Genomic DNA, 16,306 nt, shown 5'->3' on the forward strand with positions numbered 1-16,306 from the left:
CCGGGCCTACGGAGAGATCAGAGGATCCGATTTTGCTGGCGCTGTGCTTCACGAGCCATGCGCTTTTTACGTGCATCGCACGGCTCCGGGCAGTCGCAGACCTTCTCAAGCCCCAGCGATGAGATACCGCCGCAGCTGCCCTGGAGACTTTTGCGCTTTATCAGATATCCTAAGGACATCCCCAGAATAACCAGCGCGAAAATGACGAAGGTTGCCACAAACACCGTCAACATCATTAACCTCCAAAGTCATCCAACATGATGTTGTCATCCTCAACGCCAAGATCTTTTAGCATCTTGATCACTGCGGCATTCATCACCGGCGGCCCACACATATAAAACTCGCAGTCCTCCGGCGCCGGATGATCGCGCAGGTAGTTTTCATACAGCACATTGTGAATAAAGCCGGTGTGGCCGTTCCAGTTATCTTCCGGCTGCGGATCGGAAAGCGCCACGTGGAAGGTAAAGTTCGGATTTTCACGTGCCAGCTGTTCAAACTCATCGTCATAGAACATTTCACGCAGCGAACGGGCGCCGTACCAGAAGCTGATTTTGCGCTTGCTGTGCAACCGTTTAAGCTGGTCGAAAATATGCGAACGCATGGGCGCCATACCAGCGCCACCGCCGATAAAGACCATCTCGGCGTCCGTCTCTTTCGCGAAGAACTCGCCGAACGGCCCGGAAATCGTCACCTTATCACCGGCTTTCAGCGACCAGATATACGAAGACATGATCCCCGGCGGCGCATCCGGCACTTTCGGCGGTGGCGTCGCAATACGCACGTTGAGCATAATGATGCCCTTCTCATCCGGATAGTTCGCCATCGAATAGGCGCGCAGCGTCGGCTCTTTAACCTCGGAAACATAGCGGAACAGATTAAATTTATCCCAGTCCGCACGGTACTCGTCCGGCACGTCAAAATCGGCATACGCCACTTTATGCGACGGACATTCAATCTGAATATAGCCGCCCGCGCGGAACGGCACGCTTTCGCCTTCCGGGATGGCCAGCTTCAGCTCTTTAATGAAAGTCGCTTTGTTATCATTGGAGATAACTTCACACTCCCATTTTTTGACGCCAAAAATCTCTTCCGGCAGCGCGATCTTCATGTTTTGTTTCACGGCGACCTGACAGGCCAGACGGCAGCCCTCTTTCGCCTCGCGTTTGCTGATATGGGAAAGTTCGGTAGGCAGGATATCACCGCCCCCCTCCTTCACCGTCACCCGGCACTGGCCGCAGGAACCGCCGCCGCCGCAGGCAGAAGAGATAAAGATCCCGTTGCTGGACAGCGTATTCAGCAGCTTATCGCCCGCCGGCGTGCGAATCTGTTTATCCGCTTCATTATTGATTTCAATAACCACATCACCGGCGTTGACCAGCTTCGAGCGCGCCGCCAGGATCAGCCCCGACAGCACCAGCACGATCAGCGTGAACATCACGACGCCAAGAATAATTTCCATACTTTCCGCCCTTATAGCTGCACACCGGAGAATGACATAAAGCCCAGCGCCATCAGACCTGTGGTAATAAAGGTGATCCCTAACCCGCGCAGACCCGCGGGCACATTTGCGTATTTCATTTTTTCGCGGATGCCCGCCATCGCCACAATCGCCAGCATCCAGCCGATACCGGAGCCGAAGCCATACACGATGGATTCCGGGAAGTTATAGTCGCGCTGCACCATAAAGGAGACGCCGCCAAAAATGGCGCAGTTCACGGCAATAAGCGGCAGGAAGATCCCCAGTGCGTTGTACAGCGACGGGAAATACTTATCGAGGATCATCTCCAGAATCTGCACCAGCGCGGCGATCACCCCGATAAAGGTGATGAAGTTGAGGAAGCTCAAATCCACCCCGTCCACCAGCGCACCGTCGCGCAGTACGAGGTTGTAAATCAGGTTGTTCACCGGCACGGAAATGCCGAGCACCACCGTCACCGCTACGCCAAGACCAAACGCCGTGGAGACTTTCTTCGACACCGCAAGAAACGTACACATGCCGAGAAAGAAGGCCAGCGCCATGTTTTCAACAAACACCGCGCGGACAAAAAGACTGAGGTAATGAGCCATACTCGGTTACTCCTTCTCCTGCTGTTCCGGCTTCCAGCTGCGCAGCGCCCAGATCAGCAGACCGATGATGAAAAACGCGCTCGGCGCGAGCAGGAACAGGCCGTTCGGCTGATACCAGCCGCCGTTCTGCACGGTTTGCAGCACGGTGACGCCAAACAGTTTGCCGCTGCCGATAAGCTCGCGCAGGAAACCGACAATCATCAGAATGGCGCCGTAGCCCAGACCGTTACCGATACCGTCCATAAAGCTCGCCAGCGGCGGCGACTTCATGGCATACGCTTCCGCGCGCCCCATCACGATACAGTTGGTGATGATAAGCCCGACGAACACCGACAGCTGTTTGGAGACTTCGTAGGCGTAGGCGCGCAGCAGCTGATCGACGACGATCACCAGCGAGGCGATGATCGCCATCTGCACGATAATGCGCACGCTGTTGGGAATATGGTGGCGGATCATCGAGATAAACATGCTGGAAAACGCCGTCACCAGCGTTACCGCGATAGTCATGACGAATGCGGTTTCCAGCTTGGTGGTCACCGCCAGCGCCGAACAGACCCCCAGCACCTGCAGGGCAATAGGGTTGTTGCTAATCAACGGCCCGACCAGCACCCGTTTTACTTCTTTCATCTCATCGAGCTCAGCCATTGTTCAGGCCTCCTTCACGAATCTGCTTGAGGAACGGACCAAAGCCCTGCTCCCCCATCCAGAAATCAAAACTGTGCTGCACGCCGTTGGACGTGAGCGTTGCGCCGGAAAGGCCGTCAACCGCGTAGTCATCACCCTGACGCGCACCGCCCTTCACCACTTTCAGCGCCGGCATGCCGCTGTCGTCGAGCACTTTTTTGCCGATGAACTGTTTACGCCAGGCGGGGTTTTCCACTTCGCCGCCGAGGCCCGGCGTTTCGCCCTGATCGTAATAGGTGATGCCTTTCACGGTACGGCCATCGGTATCAAGCGCCACAAAGGCATACATCATCGACCACAGGCCGTTGCCGTAAATCGGCAGCACCACTTCCTGAACCTTTTTCTGCTCGTCTTTCACGAGGTAGATTTCCACCACGTTAGTACGACGCTTGATGCCCGCCGGATCCTGGCTGGCCTCCAGCACGGTACTTTGCTCAGGATCTTTCAGCGCCAGCCCCTGATTAAAGGAGTCCGGATCTTTTTCCAGCAGTTCGCCGCTTTTCAAATCCAGCAGCCGCGGGCTGATGCGCTCGGCAAACACCGAGGCAATCTCCTCCTGCTTCATGTCCGGCTGCATCAGCCCGGCAACGGAGAGAATGTTACGCTGTTTATCGAGCGCTTTTTGCTCCTGCTGGCGCGGCTTCAGCCCCACCGCAGAACCGGCAACAATGACCGAGCAGACCAGGCAAAGCACCAGCACCACCAGCAGCGTTTTGCCGATGCTATCGTTACTTTTTTTCTCAGCCACGCGACTTCCTCCGCTTGATATTGGCCTGCACCACCAGGTAATCGAACAGTGGCGCAAAGAGGTTGGCAAACAGAATGGCCAGCATCATCCCTTCCGGATAGGCCGGGTTCACCACGCGGATCAGCACGCACATCGCGCCAATCAGCGCACCGTATGCCCACTTTCCTTTGTCGGTGAACGACGCCGACACCGGGTCGGTCGCCATAAACATCATGCCAAAGGCAAAACCGCCGAGCACCAGATGCCAGTACCACGGCATGGCAAACATCGGGTTGGTATCAGAGCCAACAAAGTTAAACAGCGTTGCCGTGGCAATCATGCCAATCATCACCCCGGCGACAATGCGCCAGGAGGCGACGCGACCGAAAATGATGATGGCGCCGCCAAGCAGAATCATCAGCGTCGAGACCTCGCCGATGGAGCCGGGAATATTGCCGAGGAAGGCATCCATCCAGCTGACCGGCTGGCCGCTGGTGACATTCACCAGCGCTTCACCGCCGCGGCTCGCCCACTGAGAAAGCGGCGTTGCGCCGGAGAAACCGTCCGCCGCCGTCCACACCAGATCGCCGGAAATTTGCGCCGGATAGGCGAAGAACAGAAATGCACGCCCGGCCAGCGCCGGGTTGAGGAAGTTACGCCCGGTGCCGCCGAAGATCTCTTTGCCAATCACCACGCCAAAACTGATGCCCAGCGCCGCCTGCCATAACGGCAGCGTCGGCGGCACAATCAGCGCGAACAGAATGGAGGTAACAAAGAAGCCTTCGTTGATTTCGTGTTTGCGCACGATGGCGAACAGCACTTCCCAAAAGCCGCCGACGATAAACACGGTGAGATAAATGGGCAGGAAGAACACTGCGCCCAGCCCCATCATGCTCAGCCAGCCCGCATCCGGGCCAAAGTTCACCCCCAGCCACTGCGCCACGCTATAGTGCCAGTGGCTGGCGATCACCTGCTGCAGCTGCTCCGCGCCGTAGAGTTTGTGTAGCGCCGGGATAGTTTGCAGCCCGACGTTGTACATGCCCCAGAACATCGCCGGGAACACCGCCAGCCACACCAGGATCATCATCCGCTTGAGGTCGATGGCATCACGGACGTGAGAGGCCCCTTTCGTCACCTGACCCGGGGTATAGAAAATAGTCGCCGCCGCCTCATACAACGGGTAGTACTTTTCCAGTTTGCCGCCGTGGGTGAAGTGCGGCTCAATTTTTTCCAGCAGATTTTTCAAACCCATCACTTATCCTTCCTGCTCAATGCGGGTTAAGACGTCACGCAGCAGCGGGCCGTATTCATATTTTGCCGGGCAGACGTAGGTGCAGAGCGCTAAATCTTCTTCATCCAGCTCCAGGCAGCCCAGCGCCTGCGCGCTGTCGGTGTCTCCCGCCAGCAAATCCCGCAGCAGATGCGTCGGCAGAATATCCAGCGGCATCACGCGCTCGTAGTTGCCGATGGGAACCATCGCACGCTCGCCGCCGTTGGTATCCGTTGAGAAACTGAACAGTTTGTGTTTGAGAAAATGTCCGAGCGTGGTGCGGGTAATCGAAAATTTGTCTTTGCCCGGCATCACCCAACCAAACAGCTCCTTCTCACGCCCTTCCTTCACGACGCTCACCTGCAGGTGATAGCGACCAAGGAACGCATACGGCCCCTGGGCGTGGGTACCGCTCAGCACCGAGCCGGAAATGACCCGGTTTTCCCCCTCCAGCAGCTCACCGGCCAGCAGTTCATCAAGACTGGCGCCGCAGCAGGTTTCGATCAGCCGCGGCTCTTTGACCTGCGGGCCCCCGAGCGCAATCACGCGTTTGCTGTAAAGTTCCCCGTCGAGAAACAGCCGGCCGATGGCGATAACATCTTGATAGTTAAGGTGCCAGACCTGTTTATTCAGGCTGACGGGCTCAAGGAAATGGATATGGGTGCCTGCCAGCCCGGCCGGATGCGGCCCGGCAAACTGGTTAAAGGTCACCTGCCCTGCGGGGTGGCCACCGAGCTTGCCGCCGCTGGCCTGGCAGACATGCACTTTGCCATCCGTCAGGCTGGTGAGCACGGTGAGTCCCGCATCGAAGGCCTCGCGGTGGGCCAGAATAATCGGTTGCGGATCTGCCGCCAGCGGGTTGGTATCAATAGCGGTCACGAAAATCGCCGCCGGTACGCTCCCCGGCACCGGCGTTTTACTAAACGGACGAGTGCGGAATGCCGTCCATTGGCCGGAAGTCAGCAGCAGCTGCTGCACAGTTTCCCGCGCCAATCCAGCCAGGTCGCCCGGTGCATAGCGGGGGAAGGAGACGGCCTCATCGCCGTCGACATCGATAACAATGGATTGCAGAACCCGACGTTCGCCGCGATGGATGGCGCCAATCACCCCAGCCGCAGGTGCGGTAAAGCAGACGCCGGGGTTCTTTTTGTCTTCGAAGAGGATCTGCCCTTTTTGTACCCGGTCACCTTCGCGCACCGCCATTGAGGGGCGCATACCGACGTACTCCTCGCCCAGCAGCGCGACGCGTTTGACGGCAACCTGAGAAGTTTTCTGCTGTGATGGCATGCCAGCTATGGGCAGATTCAGCCCTTTCGTGATTTTAATCATATCGTTAGCAGGTATCCGTAACTTAAACCTCGATATCAGACCGAGGCCAGCAACATTGATGGGAAATCAGAGAAAAGGAAAAGCTGAGTCCTGGCGGTTCACAAGACGGGAGAGAAGCATCCTTTCTTACCCTGATCGTTAAGCGGCGCAAGTGTAACATTTCGTGAGCGGCGTCAGTAGATAAACCACGATTAACTACCTATAAAATGAGATCTATTGCGCAAAGTTCTGACTGCGCTTTGACGCCGGATTCGCTATAAAGGACAACTAAATTGTAAACGCGGTAAGGCCGCGCTTGCGAAAAAATGCCGTGATGCTAATGTGAGCGCTCTAAATCCAGAAAAGTCTGATTTCGGGTATCTCTTGCCGTCCTGGCAATGTGGTTTTTGATTTATCAAGGAACAAGCAGTATGCGCAAAATCGCATTATTTATTGCGATGCTTCTGTTGCCGTGCGTTTCATTTGCTGGGTTACTCAGCAATAGCGGCTCGACGACGCCGGTTAGCAAAGAATACAAGCAACAATTAATGGGTTCCCCGGTTTACATTGAGATCTTCAAAGAAGAGCGTACGCTCGATCTCTACGTCAAAATGGGCGAAACCTACCAGCTACTCGACAGCTACCGGATCTGTAACTATTCCGGCGGTCTGGGGCCGAAGCAGCGTCAGGGCGACTTCAAAAGTCCGGAAGGGTTTTATAGCGTGACGCGCAATCAGCTCAAGCCTGACAGCCGTTTCTATAAAGCCATTAATATCGGCTTCCCGAACGCCTACGATCGCGCCCATGGTTATGAAGGTAAATACCTGATGATTCACGGTGCCTGCGTATCCATCGGCTGCTACGCGATGACCGATACCGGCATTGATGAGATTTTCCAGTTTGTGACCGGCGCGCTCGTGTTCGGCCAGTCCAGCGTGCAGGTCAGCATTTATCCTTTCCGCATGACCAATGCCAATATGGAACGCCACAAATACTCCTACTATGCGGATTTCTGGAAACAGCTGAAGCCAGGCTACGACTATTTCCAGCAAACCCATAAGCCGCCGGTTATCTCAGTGGCCGATGGCCGCTATATCGTCAGCAAGCCGCTCAGTCATGAAGTTATCCAGCCGCAGCTGGCTTCAAACTACACGGTCCCCGAGGCAAAATAACGCCCACTCGCCTGGCATGATTTTATGCCAGGTCTCGTTGCCGGTCAGCGGCTGAGTGGCGATAACGGTGACCACATCGTTAGGTGTGGTCTCCCGTTGAAAATCGATTTCTACGTCCTGATCCAGTAACGTTGCCACGCCAAACGGCGCCCGCCGCGTTATCCAGTGCAGATTCGTCGAGCAAAACGCCATCACGTAACGCCCGTCCGACAACAGCATATTAAAGACGCCTTTTTCCCGTAGCGAGCCCGCGAGGGTGGCGATAAAGCTGAACACTTCAACCATATCGTCCGGCGTCCCCGAATAGCGCTCGGTCAGGCAGTGCAGCAGCCAGCAGAAGGCTTTTTCGCTGTCGGTCTCGCCGATCGGCTGGAGATTTCCGGTATCCAGGGACTCATAGCCCTCTAACTGGCCGTTATGAGCATAGGTCCAGTTGCGTCCCCACAGCTCGCGGGTAAAGGGATGGGTGTTTTCCAGCGCAACAATACCGCGGTTAGCCTGGCGAATATGGGCGATGACCGAGCACGATTTGATGGGATAGTCCTGTACCAGTTTCGCAATCGGCGACTGGAAGCTGGGCTGCGGATCTTTAAATGTGCGACAGCCTTTACCTTCATAAAAGGTAATACCCCAGCCATCTTTATGCGGGCCGGTGCCTCCACCGCGCTGAACCAGCCCGGTAAAGCTAAAACAAATATCTGTTGGCACATTCGCGCTCATCCCGAGCAATTCGCACATACATCACCTCTTCGCACTTTCAGGCAGTGCCGGGTGGCGCGCAGCTTACCCGGCCGACAACTCAGCCCGCAGGTCGGGCAAACGCAGTGCCGCCCGACACCATGTCATCAGGCCTTAACCATCTCTTTTTCGATCAGCATAATCAGAATATGAATCACTTTAATGTGAATTTCCTGAATACGATCGGCATAACCAAAATGCGGCACGCGAATTTCAACATCGGCGGAACCGGCCATTTTACCGCCATCTTTGCCGGTCAGCGTGATGACCTTCATCCCCTGCGCGCGGGCAGCCTCAATCGCCTTAATCACGTTGCCGGAGTTGCCGGAGGTGGAGATACCCAGCAGCACATCGCCAGCGCGACCCACGGACTCGACGTAGCGGGAGAAGACGTACTCATAGCCAAAATCGTTACTGACGCAGGACAGGTGGCTGACGTCTGAAATCGCAATCGCCGGATAGCCGGGGCGATTTTCACGATAGCGCCCGGTCAGTTCTTCTGCAAAGTGCATCGCATCGCAGTGGGAACCGCCGTTACCGCAGGAGAGGACTTTACCACCGGCCTTAAAGCTATCAGCCAGCAGCACCGCGGCACGCTGAATCGCGTGAATATTGGCTTCGTCCTGCAGAAAGTTAGCCAGCGTTTCCGCCGCTTCGTTCAGTTCGTTACGAATAAGATCCTGGTACATGAGGATAATCCTTCAGTATGGTTGGAATAACCCTGGCAGTGTACCGGATAGGCGCCGAAGCGAGAAGAAGCAGCCGACGTTATCCGCCGTGGTTTTGATTTTACGTGCCGCATTTACGTACAACAATGTGAGCAAGGTTGTAATTATTTTGTAAACACATTGCTAAAGCCAATAACATCCACTACAACCATATCATCACAAGTGGTCAGACCTCCTACAAGACAGGGAGCATTTCTCTATGATGATTTTGAGTATTGTTGCAACCGTTGTTTTACTCGGTGCGCTCTTCTATCACCGAATTAATCTCCTGCTGAGCAGCGTGATTTTGCTCGCCTGGACCGCGGCGCTCAGCGTTGCCGGGCTGTGGAATATCTGGCTGCTGCTGCCGCTGGCGATTATTCTGCTGCCGTTCAACTTTGCGCCGATGCGCAAGTCAATTTTCTCGGCACCGGCATTCCGCGCATTCCGTAAGGTGATGCCGCCGATGTCGCGTACCGAAAAAGAGGCCATCGATGCGGGCACGACCTGGTGGGAAGGCGACCTGTTTCGCGGGACGCCAGACTGGCAGAAACTGCACAACTATCCGCAGCCGCGCCTGACCGCCGAAGAACAGGCGTTCATCGACGGGCCGGTAGAAGAAGCCTGTCGCATGGCGAACGATTTTGAAATCACCCATGAAATGGCCGATCTGCCGCCGGCGCTGTGGGCCTACCTGAAAGAGCATCGTTTCTTTGCGATGATCATTAAGAAAGAGTACGGCGGCCTGGAGTTCTCCGCTTACGCTCAGTCACGGGTGCTGCAAAAGCTCTCCGGCGTTTCCGGTATCCTGGCGATTACCGTCGGCGTGCCGAACTCCTTAGGCCCGGGCGAACTGCTGCAACATTACGGTACTGAAGAGCAGAAAAACCACTATCTGCCGCGCCTGGCGCGTGGTCAGGAAATTCCGTGCTTTGCGCTGACCAGTCCGGAAGCGGGCTCTGACGCCGGCGCCATCCCGGACAGCGGCGTCGTCTGCATGGGCGAATGGCAAGGCGAGCAGGTACTGGGCATGCGCCTGACCTGGAATAAGCGTTATATCACCCTCGCCCCTATCGCGACCGTATTGGGCCTGGCTTTTAAACTCTCCGATCCCGACCGTCTGCTGGGCGGCGAAGAAGATCTGGGCATCACCTGTGCGCTGATCCCGACCAGCACCCCGGGCGTCGAAATTGGCCGTCGCCACTTCCCGCTGAACGTGCCGTTCCAGAATGGTCCGACCCAGGGGAAAGATATTTTCGTGCCGATCGATTACATCATCGGCGGCCCGTCGATGGCCGGCCAGGGCTGGCGGATGCTGGTGGAATGCCTGTCCGTAGGACGCGGCATCACCCTGCCGTCTAATGCCACCGGCGGACTGAAATCCGTGGCGATGGCGACCGGCGCCTATGCCCATATTCGTCGCCAGTTCAAAATCTCCATCGGTAAAATGGAAGGCATCGAAGAGCCTCTGGCGCGTATTGCCGGTAACGCATACGTGATGGATGCCGCCGCTTCGCTGATTACCTACGGCATCATGCTGGGAGAGAAACCGGCGGTGCTGTCGGCTATCGTCAAGTACCACTGCACCCATCGCGGACAGCGCTCAATCATTGACGCCATGGATATCACCGGCGGAAAAGGCATCATGCTGGGCGAAGGTAACTTCCTCGCCCGCGCCTATCAAGGGGCACCAATCGCTATCACCGTCGAAGGGGCCAATATCCTGACCCGTAGCATGATGATCTTTGGTCAAGGGGCGATTCGCTGCCATCCGTACGTACTGGATGAAATGGCCGCCGCGCAAAGCAACGATGTTAACGCTTTCGACAAACTGCTGTTTAAACACATTGGTCACGTCGGCAGTAACAAAGTCCGCAGCTTCTGGCTGGGCCTGACCCGCGGGCTGACAAGCAGCACGCCGACCCGTGATGGCACTCGTCGCTACTACCAGCACATGAACCGTCTGAGCGCGAACCTGGCGCTGCTGTCCGACGTCTCCATGGCGGTGCTGGGCGGCAGCCTGAAGCGTCGCGAGCGCATCTCCGCGCGTCTCGGCGATGTCCTGAGCCAGCTCTATCTCGCCTCTGCGGTGCTGAAACGCTATGACGATGAAGGGCGCAATGAAGCCGACCTCCCGCTGGTCCATTGGGGCGTCCAGGATGCGCTGTATCAGGCAGAACAGGCGATTGACGATCTGCTGAAGAACTTCCCGAACCGTTTTGTCGCGGGCGCCCTGCGCATTGCTATCTTCCCGACCGGCCGTCACTACAACGCGCCGTCCGATAAGCTGGATCATAAGGTGGCAAAAATCCTGCAGGTTCCGAGCGCGACGCGTTCACGTATCGGTCGCGGCCAGTATCTGACCCCGAGTGAACATAACCCGGTCGGTCTGCTGGAAGAGGCCCTGCTCGATGTCATGGCCGCCGATCCGATTCATCAGCGTATCTGCAAAGAGCTGGGTAAAAACCTGCCGTTTACCCGTCTGGATGAACTGGCCCGCAACGCGCTGGCAAAAGGTTTAATCAATCAGGATGAAGCCGATATTCTGACCCGTGCGGAAACCAGCCGTCTGCGCAGCATTAACGTTGACGATTTCGCAGCCGATGAGCTGGCGACCAAACCGGTAAAGCTCCCGGAGAAAGTCCGCAAGGTTGAAGCCGCATAAAACAATAACAGTTACCACATCACGACCAGGGCGGGGAATTTCCCCGCCTTTCTTTTTTACCCGGCGACCGACATTCAGCTGTCTGCGTTATCATTTTTTTAACAACATATTCCGCTGAGCAGCGAGAGACTGATATGGTGTTAAAATTACCCTGATGCTCTCATGATGATGGAGTTCAACACTGTGCCTGGTTTGAAAATTACGTTGTTGCAACAACCCCTGGTGTGGATGGATGGTCCCGCCAACCTGCGTCACTTCGATCGTCAACTGGAAGGCATTACCGGACGTGACGTCATAGTCTTGCCGGAAATGTTCACGACCGGATTCGCTATGGAGGCCGCAAAGCAGTCGATGTCAGCCGAAAACGTCATTGACTGGATGCAGAGTAAAGCGGTGCAAACAAATGCCCTGATTGCCGGCAGCGCGGCGCTGCAAACCGATCGCGGGCCGGTTAACCGCTTCTTGCTGGTCGAGCCCGATGGCACAACCCACTTCTATGACAAGCGCCATCTGTTCCGCATGGCCGAAGAACATCATCATTATGAGGCGGGCAACGAACGGGTTGTTTTTGAGTGGCGCGGCTGGCGAATTCTGCCGCTGGTGTGTTATGACCTGCGCTTCCCGGTGTGGTCACGTAACCATAACGACTACGATTTAGCGCTCTATGTGGCCAACTGGCCTGCCCCACGCTCACTTCACTGGCAGTCCCTGCTGGTGGCTCGCGCCATCGAGAATCTGGCCTATGTTGCCGGCTGTAACCGCGTCGGCACCGATGGCAACGGCCATCATTACCGCGGCGATAGCCGCATTATCAGCCCGCAGGGAGAAATTCTGGCAACGGCAGAACCCCATCAGGCAACGCGTCTGGATGCAGAGCTGTCGATGACGGCGCTCAAAGAGTATCGTGAGAATTTTCCGGCCTGGCAGGATGCCGATCCGTTCACCCTGAACTGATCGTCTTCTCTCCCCTCGTTAACCGAGGGGACCCCGTTTTATACCTCGCCGCCGCCTCTTTTTCCCCCACCAGCCCGCAGAATAAGCGGGAGAAATAATATTTTTCCGGCGGGATTATTTCTGTTCTACACTCATTAAGTGGATAAAATTCAACAAGAACGAGCTTCATTTTCAAATAACTTTCAGCTTTTTTAAAACGATTCCATCTCGGTCCTGGTCCGGTTTTATTACCCGACCGGTACGGTTGTGCGCGCATTCTCAGCGAGAACAAACCATCATGGAAAATAATAATCTGCTTGTTGTTGAAAAAAGACTGGTTGCCCGTTTTCTGGATATGTTCATTCGCTTTGGACTTATCCTGGCATTAGCCTCTTTCTGCTATACCGTGTTTTCTCCGTTTCTTAATATGATGCTGTGGGCCGTTATCCTGGCCGTCACCCTCTACCCTCTTCATCAGTATTTTGCGACCAGGCTGGGAGGAAAACAGGGCTGGTCCTCAACCCTGATAGTCCTGCTCGGCATTGTGCTGATCGTGGTCCCCACGGTGCTGATGATTAGCTCTCTCGGCGAAAGCGTCAGCGTGATGATTGATAAGCTCAGCGGTCGTGCTTTCGTCATTCCGCCGCCATCAGCACATATCGCCACCATTCCCATCGTCGGAGAAAAAATTAGCGTCCTGTGGTTAAAAGCGTCCAACGATTTGCCGGGGCTGATTAGCAACTATCGCACTCAGATAGGAGACATCGCGAAAGCTACCCTCGGCATTCTTGCCAGTATGGGCGGTGGATTGCTTGGTTTTATCCTCTCCTTCATCGTGGCGGGGATTATCATGACCTGGGGCGCCGCCGGGGCAGACAGCGCCCGGCGCATTGCCATCCGCCTGACGGATGAGAACAAAGGACAATCTTTGGTGAAACTGTGCACCAGCACGATCCGTGCGGTGGCGCAGGGCGTTATCGGCGTCGCGCTTATTCAGGCGCTGCTGGTGGGCGTCATTATGATCGTGGCAGGTATTCCGGCCGTGGGGATCTTCTTTATTCTGGCGCTGATCCTCGGGATCGCGCAGATTCCGGTGATTCTGGTGACCGCACCGGCGATTGCGTTGATGTGGAGCCTCGGCGATCACGGAACGGCTATGAATATCGTCTATACGATCTTGCTGATTGTGGCCGGTATGGCTGACAACGTGCTCAAACCGCTAATGCTCGGGCGCGGTGTCGATGCGCCTATGCCTGTGGTACTGCTTGGTGCATTAGGCGGCATGGCGGCCAGCGGTATTCTCGGTATGTTTATCGGCGCGACCCTACTCTCTATCGGCTATCGTATCTTCATGTCGTGGGTCAACGATGGGCAGGTCGGCGATGGCCAGACTCCCGTCGTGCCGGACGACAAAGATGCTCAATGAGCACCGTGCCTGGCGTCTCCTGTTCACCGCTGGCGCCGGCCTTGTTCTCACCGCATGCACGACGCTGGGGCCAGACTATCATCCGCCGAAAACGCCGGAGCTAAGCCACTGGCAACCGGCTACGCAGCGGATGGCTTCCCGGTCGACGCCTGCCGATTACGCGCGGTGGTGGACGCAGCTCAACGATCCGACCTTAACGGCGCTGATTAACGAAGCGCTGCGAAAAAATCCGGATGTCAAAATCGCCGGTTTGCGTCTGCTGGAATCCCGGGCGCAGCTGGGGATCGCCGAGAGTTTACTGGGACCGCAGGCGACGATCGGCAGCGGCGATCTGCTGCGCACCGGCCAGCAACGTTCGGGAAACTATAGCTCAGGGACCCGCTACAGCGCCGGGGTCAATCTGGGATGGGAGATCGATTTCTGGGGTAAGTTTCAGCGCGGCGTCGAATCCGCCGATGCCAGCTATTTCGCCACGCTAGCGCAGTACGATGATATTCAGGTGCTGATGGCAGCCCAGGTGGCGCAGTGGTACGTCAATATCCGCATGCTGGAAGCCCGCCTGCAAATTACCCGCGGCAATGCGAAGATTCAGCAACGTAGCCTGCAGATCACCGAGCGGTTATTCCTCAGCGGCAACAGCGCAGAGCTGGACGTTCAGCAGGCAAAAACCCAGTACCTCTCCACGCTTTCGACGATCCCCCAACTGGAAACCAGCCTCGCACAGAGCCAGAATGCCCTGAGCGCGCTGCTGGCACGCAAACCCGGCCCCCTGCCGGAAATGGCGAGCCAGACCGGCGATATCCCGTCAGGCGAACTCTCGTTAGTGTCTGAACTTCCGGCCAACCTTCTGCGCCGGCGGCCCGACGTCAGGGCTGCTGAACGACAGATGGCCGCACAGTCGGCGCTTATCGGCGTGGCGGAGAGCGAGCTCTACCCGTCCATCTCACTGATCGGCAGCGTCGGAATAAGCGGCAGGAGCGAGAGTAATAGCACGCTCAGCTGGGCGGCGGGCCCGACGTTTAGCTGGAATCTGCTGGATCAGGGGCGGCTCGGGAATCAGGTTCTGGTTCAGGATGCCCGTTTTCTCCAGCTTCACGAACACTATCGCGATACCGTCTTTCAGGCCGCGCGTGAAGTCGACGATGCGGCCATCGCCTACGCCAATGATAAAGATGAAATTGTGTTGCTGACCCAAACGGGTAAAGCCGCCAGCCGCTCCCTCGAAATAGCCAACACACAGTATCGTGAGGGAATGGCTGACTTTCAGCGCGTCCTTGACTCACAGCGGGCGCTGTTCAACCAACAAGAACGGTTGGTCAGCAGCCGCGGTGCGGCGATGCGCGATCTGATCGCGCTTTATAAAGCGCTGGGCGGCGGCTGGGAAAGTGGCCGAACACGCCCGCTGGTCGATGCTGCGACGGAATCGCACCTACGCCAGCGTGATAACTGGCTGCCGCTGCTGAATACCCCGCTTCCTTCCGCCACATCCCCTTCAGAAGGACCTTCGCCATGAATGCCTCCTCCCCTTCACCAGGACAAGCCAGCCGTCGTACGGCCATCGGCCTGGTGGTGCTGATTGTACTGCTGATCTGCTTGTATTTAGTCACGGACAGAGTGACGCCCTATACCTCGCAGGCCAGGGTACAGGCCTTCGTCATTCCGGTCGCAGCGGAAGTAACCGGGCAAATAAAGAAGGTATATGTTCGTGACAATCAGCGTGTCGCTATGGGCGAACCGCTGTTTGAGCTGGATCCGGAACCTTATGATATCGCCCTGGCGCGCGCACGTTCGGATTATGCCACGGTGCTCAGCGCCGTGAAGGCCAACGGTGAAAGCGTGGTGGCGGCAAAGGCTGGCCTGCAGGCCGCCGCCACCGCTTACCAGAATGCCGCGAAAGATGCCGAGCGCCAGGAGCGGCTCTATCGTGAAGATCCCGGTACTATTTCCGTCCGGCGTCTGGAGATTGCCCAGGCCACCCGGGAAACCGCCCGTAGTCAGATGGCCGCCGCCGCCGCCGACGTGCGTCGTGCCATCGAAGCCGCCGGTGCAGCCGGCGACAATAATTCTCAGCTGTTAAGCGCCCGGGCCGCGGTGCGCAAAGCCGAACTGGACCGCAGTAAAAGCACCGTGATTGCCGGCAGCCGCGGGCTGATTACCGATTTACGCACCGAAGCTGGCCAGTTTGTTGGCACAGGCGCCCCGGTGATGACATTGATTGCCCTGAACGATGTCTGGATCAACGCAGACATGACCGAAAATAACCTCGGTCGTATCCGGCCGGGTAATAAGGTGGCAATTCTTCTCGACAGCATGCCGGGACACATTTTTAGCGGCCAGGTACTCAGCATCGGCTATGGTATCAACGCATCGCAACCCCCGCCGGCCGGCGGCCTCCCTACCGTGGATAACAATCGTGACTGGCTCCGTCAGGCCCAGCGCTTCCCGGTTAAAATCGCCTTTGCAAGAGATGATGCCCCGCCGCCCACCAGCCTGCGGGTTGGCGGGCAGGCGGATGTGCTGGTTTATACCAGCGGCAGTAGCCTGCTGAACGTTGCGGGCTACCTGTATATCCGAGTCATGAGCCTGTTCTCCTGGCTCTATTAGGAGAC

Annotated in this window: 15 protein-coding genes; 6 read left to right on the forward strand and 9 right to left on the reverse strand. The window is 56.7% G+C overall.

What is annotated here, in order from left to right; translation table 11 throughout:
- Positions 1-17 precede the first annotated feature (17 nt).
- Genes nqrM through OQV00_RS21410 form a run of 7 tightly spaced genes read right to left on the reverse strand, consistent with a single transcriptional unit; the run spans position 18 to position 6,077 of the window.
- A complete protein-coding gene (gene nqrM / locus OQV00_RS21380) occupies positions 18-233 on the reverse strand; it encodes a (Na+)-NQR maturation NqrM (protein WP_004858255.1) in 216 nt (71 codons plus the stop codon).
- A gap of 2 nt (positions 234-235) precedes the next feature.
- Positions 236-1,459 carry an NADH:ubiquinone reductase (Na(+)-transporting) subunit F gene (gene nqrF, locus OQV00_RS21385; protein WP_004858252.1) on the reverse strand — a complete coding sequence of 408 codons (1,224 nt, stop codon included), beginning with the start codon at positions 1,457-1,459 and terminating at the stop codon, positions 236-238.
- 11 nt (positions 1,460-1,470) lie between these two features.
- Positions 1,471-2,067, reverse strand: coding sequence for an NADH:ubiquinone reductase (Na(+)-transporting) subunit E (gene nqrE, locus OQV00_RS21390; RefSeq protein WP_004858248.1), 597 nt, complete (start codon positions 2,065-2,067; stop codon positions 1,471-1,473).
- Positions 2,068-2,073: 6 nt separating this feature from the next.
- Positions 2,074-2,712 (reverse strand): NADH:ubiquinone reductase (Na(+)-transporting) subunit D, encoded by a 639-nt coding sequence (locus OQV00_RS21395; protein ID WP_004858245.1) that lies wholly within the window; start codon positions 2,710-2,712, stop codon positions 2,074-2,076.
- Positions 2,705-3,499 (reverse strand): Na(+)-translocating NADH-quinone reductase subunit C, encoded by a 795-nt coding sequence (locus OQV00_RS21400; RefSeq protein WP_004858241.1) that lies wholly within the window; start codon positions 3,497-3,499, stop codon positions 2,705-2,707. Before OQV00_RS21400 ends, OQV00_RS21395 begins: the two co-directional genes overlap by 8 nt.
- Entirely contained in the window at positions 3,492-4,730 is a 1,239-nt protein-coding gene (locus tag OQV00_RS21405; RefSeq protein ID WP_004858236.1) for an NADH:ubiquinone reductase (Na(+)-transporting) subunit B, read from the reverse strand. Before OQV00_RS21405 ends, OQV00_RS21400 begins: the two co-directional genes overlap by 8 nt.
- A 3-nt stretch (positions 4,731-4,733) precedes the next feature.
- Positions 4,734-6,077 (reverse strand): Na(+)-translocating NADH-quinone reductase subunit A, encoded by a 1,344-nt coding sequence (locus OQV00_RS21410; protein ID WP_044349667.1) that lies wholly within the window; start codon positions 6,075-6,077, stop codon positions 4,734-4,736.
- Positions 6,078-6,487: 410 nt separating this feature from the next.
- Here OQV00_RS21410 and dpaA point away from each other — a divergent pair, with 410 nt between their 5' ends.
- Entirely contained in the window at positions 6,488-7,228 is a 741-nt protein-coding gene (gene dpaA, locus OQV00_RS21415; protein WP_015585090.1) for a peptidoglycan meso-diaminopimelic acid protein amidase, read from the forward strand.
- Here the strand turns inward: dpaA and OQV00_RS21420 are convergent.
- Both OQV00_RS21420 and lpcA read right to left on the reverse strand, forming a co-directional pair.
- Entirely contained in the window at positions 7,199-7,966 is a 768-nt protein-coding gene (locus OQV00_RS21420) for a class II glutamine amidotransferase (protein ID WP_004858226.1), read from the reverse strand. The two genes, dpaA and OQV00_RS21420, sit on opposite strands and share 30 nt — an antisense overlap.
- A 107-nt stretch (positions 7,967-8,073) precedes the next feature.
- Positions 8,074-8,655, reverse strand: a complete 582-nt coding sequence (lpcA, locus tag OQV00_RS21425; protein ID WP_004099149.1) for a D-sedoheptulose 7-phosphate isomerase — start codon at positions 8,653-8,655, stop codon at positions 8,074-8,076.
- A gap of 238 nt (positions 8,656-8,893) precedes the next feature.
- Here lpcA and fadE point away from each other — a divergent pair, with 238 nt between their 5' ends.
- The 5 genes from fadE (at position 8,894) to OQV00_RS21450 (ending at position 16,301) form a co-directional block, all read left to right on the forward strand.
- Positions 8,894-11,338, forward strand: a complete 2,445-nt coding sequence (fadE, locus tag OQV00_RS21430) for an acyl-CoA dehydrogenase FadE (RefSeq protein ID WP_004858224.1) — start codon at positions 8,894-8,896, stop codon at positions 11,336-11,338.
- Between the two features lie 183 nt (positions 11,339-11,521).
- Entirely contained in the window at positions 11,522-12,292 is a 771-nt protein-coding gene (locus tag OQV00_RS21435; protein WP_266279398.1) for an amidohydrolase, read from the forward strand.
- Between the two features lie 277 nt (positions 12,293-12,569).
- On the forward strand, positions 12,570-13,697 hold the full coding sequence (locus OQV00_RS21440) for an AI-2E family transporter (protein WP_004858217.1): 1,128 nt from the start codon (positions 12,570-12,572) through the stop codon (positions 13,695-13,697).
- A complete protein-coding gene (locus OQV00_RS21445; protein ID WP_266279401.1) occupies positions 13,687-15,210 on the forward strand; it encodes an efflux transporter outer membrane subunit in 1,524 nt (507 codons plus the stop codon). The genes OQV00_RS21440 and OQV00_RS21445 overlap by 11 nt, the downstream gene beginning before the upstream one ends.
- Positions 15,207-16,301, forward strand: a complete 1,095-nt coding sequence (locus tag OQV00_RS21450) for an HlyD family secretion protein (RefSeq protein ID WP_266279403.1) — start codon at positions 15,207-15,209, stop codon at positions 16,299-16,301. The genes OQV00_RS21445 and OQV00_RS21450 overlap by 4 nt, the downstream gene beginning before the upstream one ends.
- Positions 16,302-16,306: the final 5 nt, after the last annotated feature.

The sequence above is a fragment of the Klebsiella sp. DY2415 genome (assembly GCF_026314315.1).
GTDB lineage: Bacteria > Pseudomonadota > Gammaproteobacteria > Enterobacterales > Enterobacteriaceae > Klebsiella > Klebsiella ornithinolytica.

Excerpts from the sequence above, each read along its gene's own strand:
- OQV00_RS21410 (WP_044349667.1), bottom strand. The coding sequence starts at position 6,077 with ATGATTAAAATCACGAAAGGGCTGAATCTGCCCATAGCTGGCATGCCA.
- OQV00_RS21440 (WP_004858217.1), top strand. The coding sequence starts at position 12,570 with ATGGAAAATAATAATCTGCTTGTTGTTGAAAAAAGACTGGTTGCCCGT.
- OQV00_RS21445 (WP_266279401.1), top strand. The coding sequence starts at position 13,687 with ATGCTCAATGAGCACCGTGCCTGGCGTCTCCTGTTCACCGCTGGCGCC.
- dpaA (WP_015585090.1), top strand. The coding sequence starts at position 6,488 with ATGCGCAAAATCGCATTATTTATTGCGATGCTTCTGTTGCCGTGCGTT.
- OQV00_RS21395 (WP_004858245.1), bottom strand. The coding sequence starts at position 2,712 with ATGGCTGAGCTCGATGAGATGAAAGAAGTAAAACGGGTGCTGGTCGGG.
- nqrF (WP_004858252.1), bottom strand. The coding sequence starts at position 1,459 with ATGGAAATTATTCTTGGCGTCGTGATGTTCACGCTGATCGTGCTGGTG.
- nqrE (WP_004858248.1), bottom strand. The coding sequence starts at position 2,067 with ATGGCTCATTACCTCAGTCTTTTTGTCCGCGCGGTGTTTGTTGAAAAC.
- OQV00_RS21405 (WP_004858236.1), bottom strand. The coding sequence starts at position 4,730 with ATGGGTTTGAAAAATCTGCTGGAAAAAATTGAGCCGCACTTCACCCAC.
- OQV00_RS21450 (WP_266279403.1), top strand. The coding sequence starts at position 15,207 with ATGAATGCCTCCTCCCCTTCACCAGGACAAGCCAGCCGTCGTACGGCC.
- nqrM (WP_004858255.1), bottom strand. The coding sequence starts at position 233 with ATGTTGACGGTGTTTGTGGCAACCTTCGTCATTTTCGCGCTGGTTATT.
- lpcA (WP_004099149.1), bottom strand. The coding sequence starts at position 8,655 with ATGTACCAGGATCTTATTCGTAACGAACTGAACGAAGCGGCGGAAACG.
- fadE (WP_004858224.1), top strand. The coding sequence starts at position 8,894 with ATGATGATTTTGAGTATTGTTGCAACCGTTGTTTTACTCGGTGCGCTC.
- OQV00_RS21420 (WP_004858226.1), bottom strand. The coding sequence starts at position 7,966 with ATGTGCGAATTGCTCGGGATGAGCGCGAATGTGCCAACAGATATTTGT.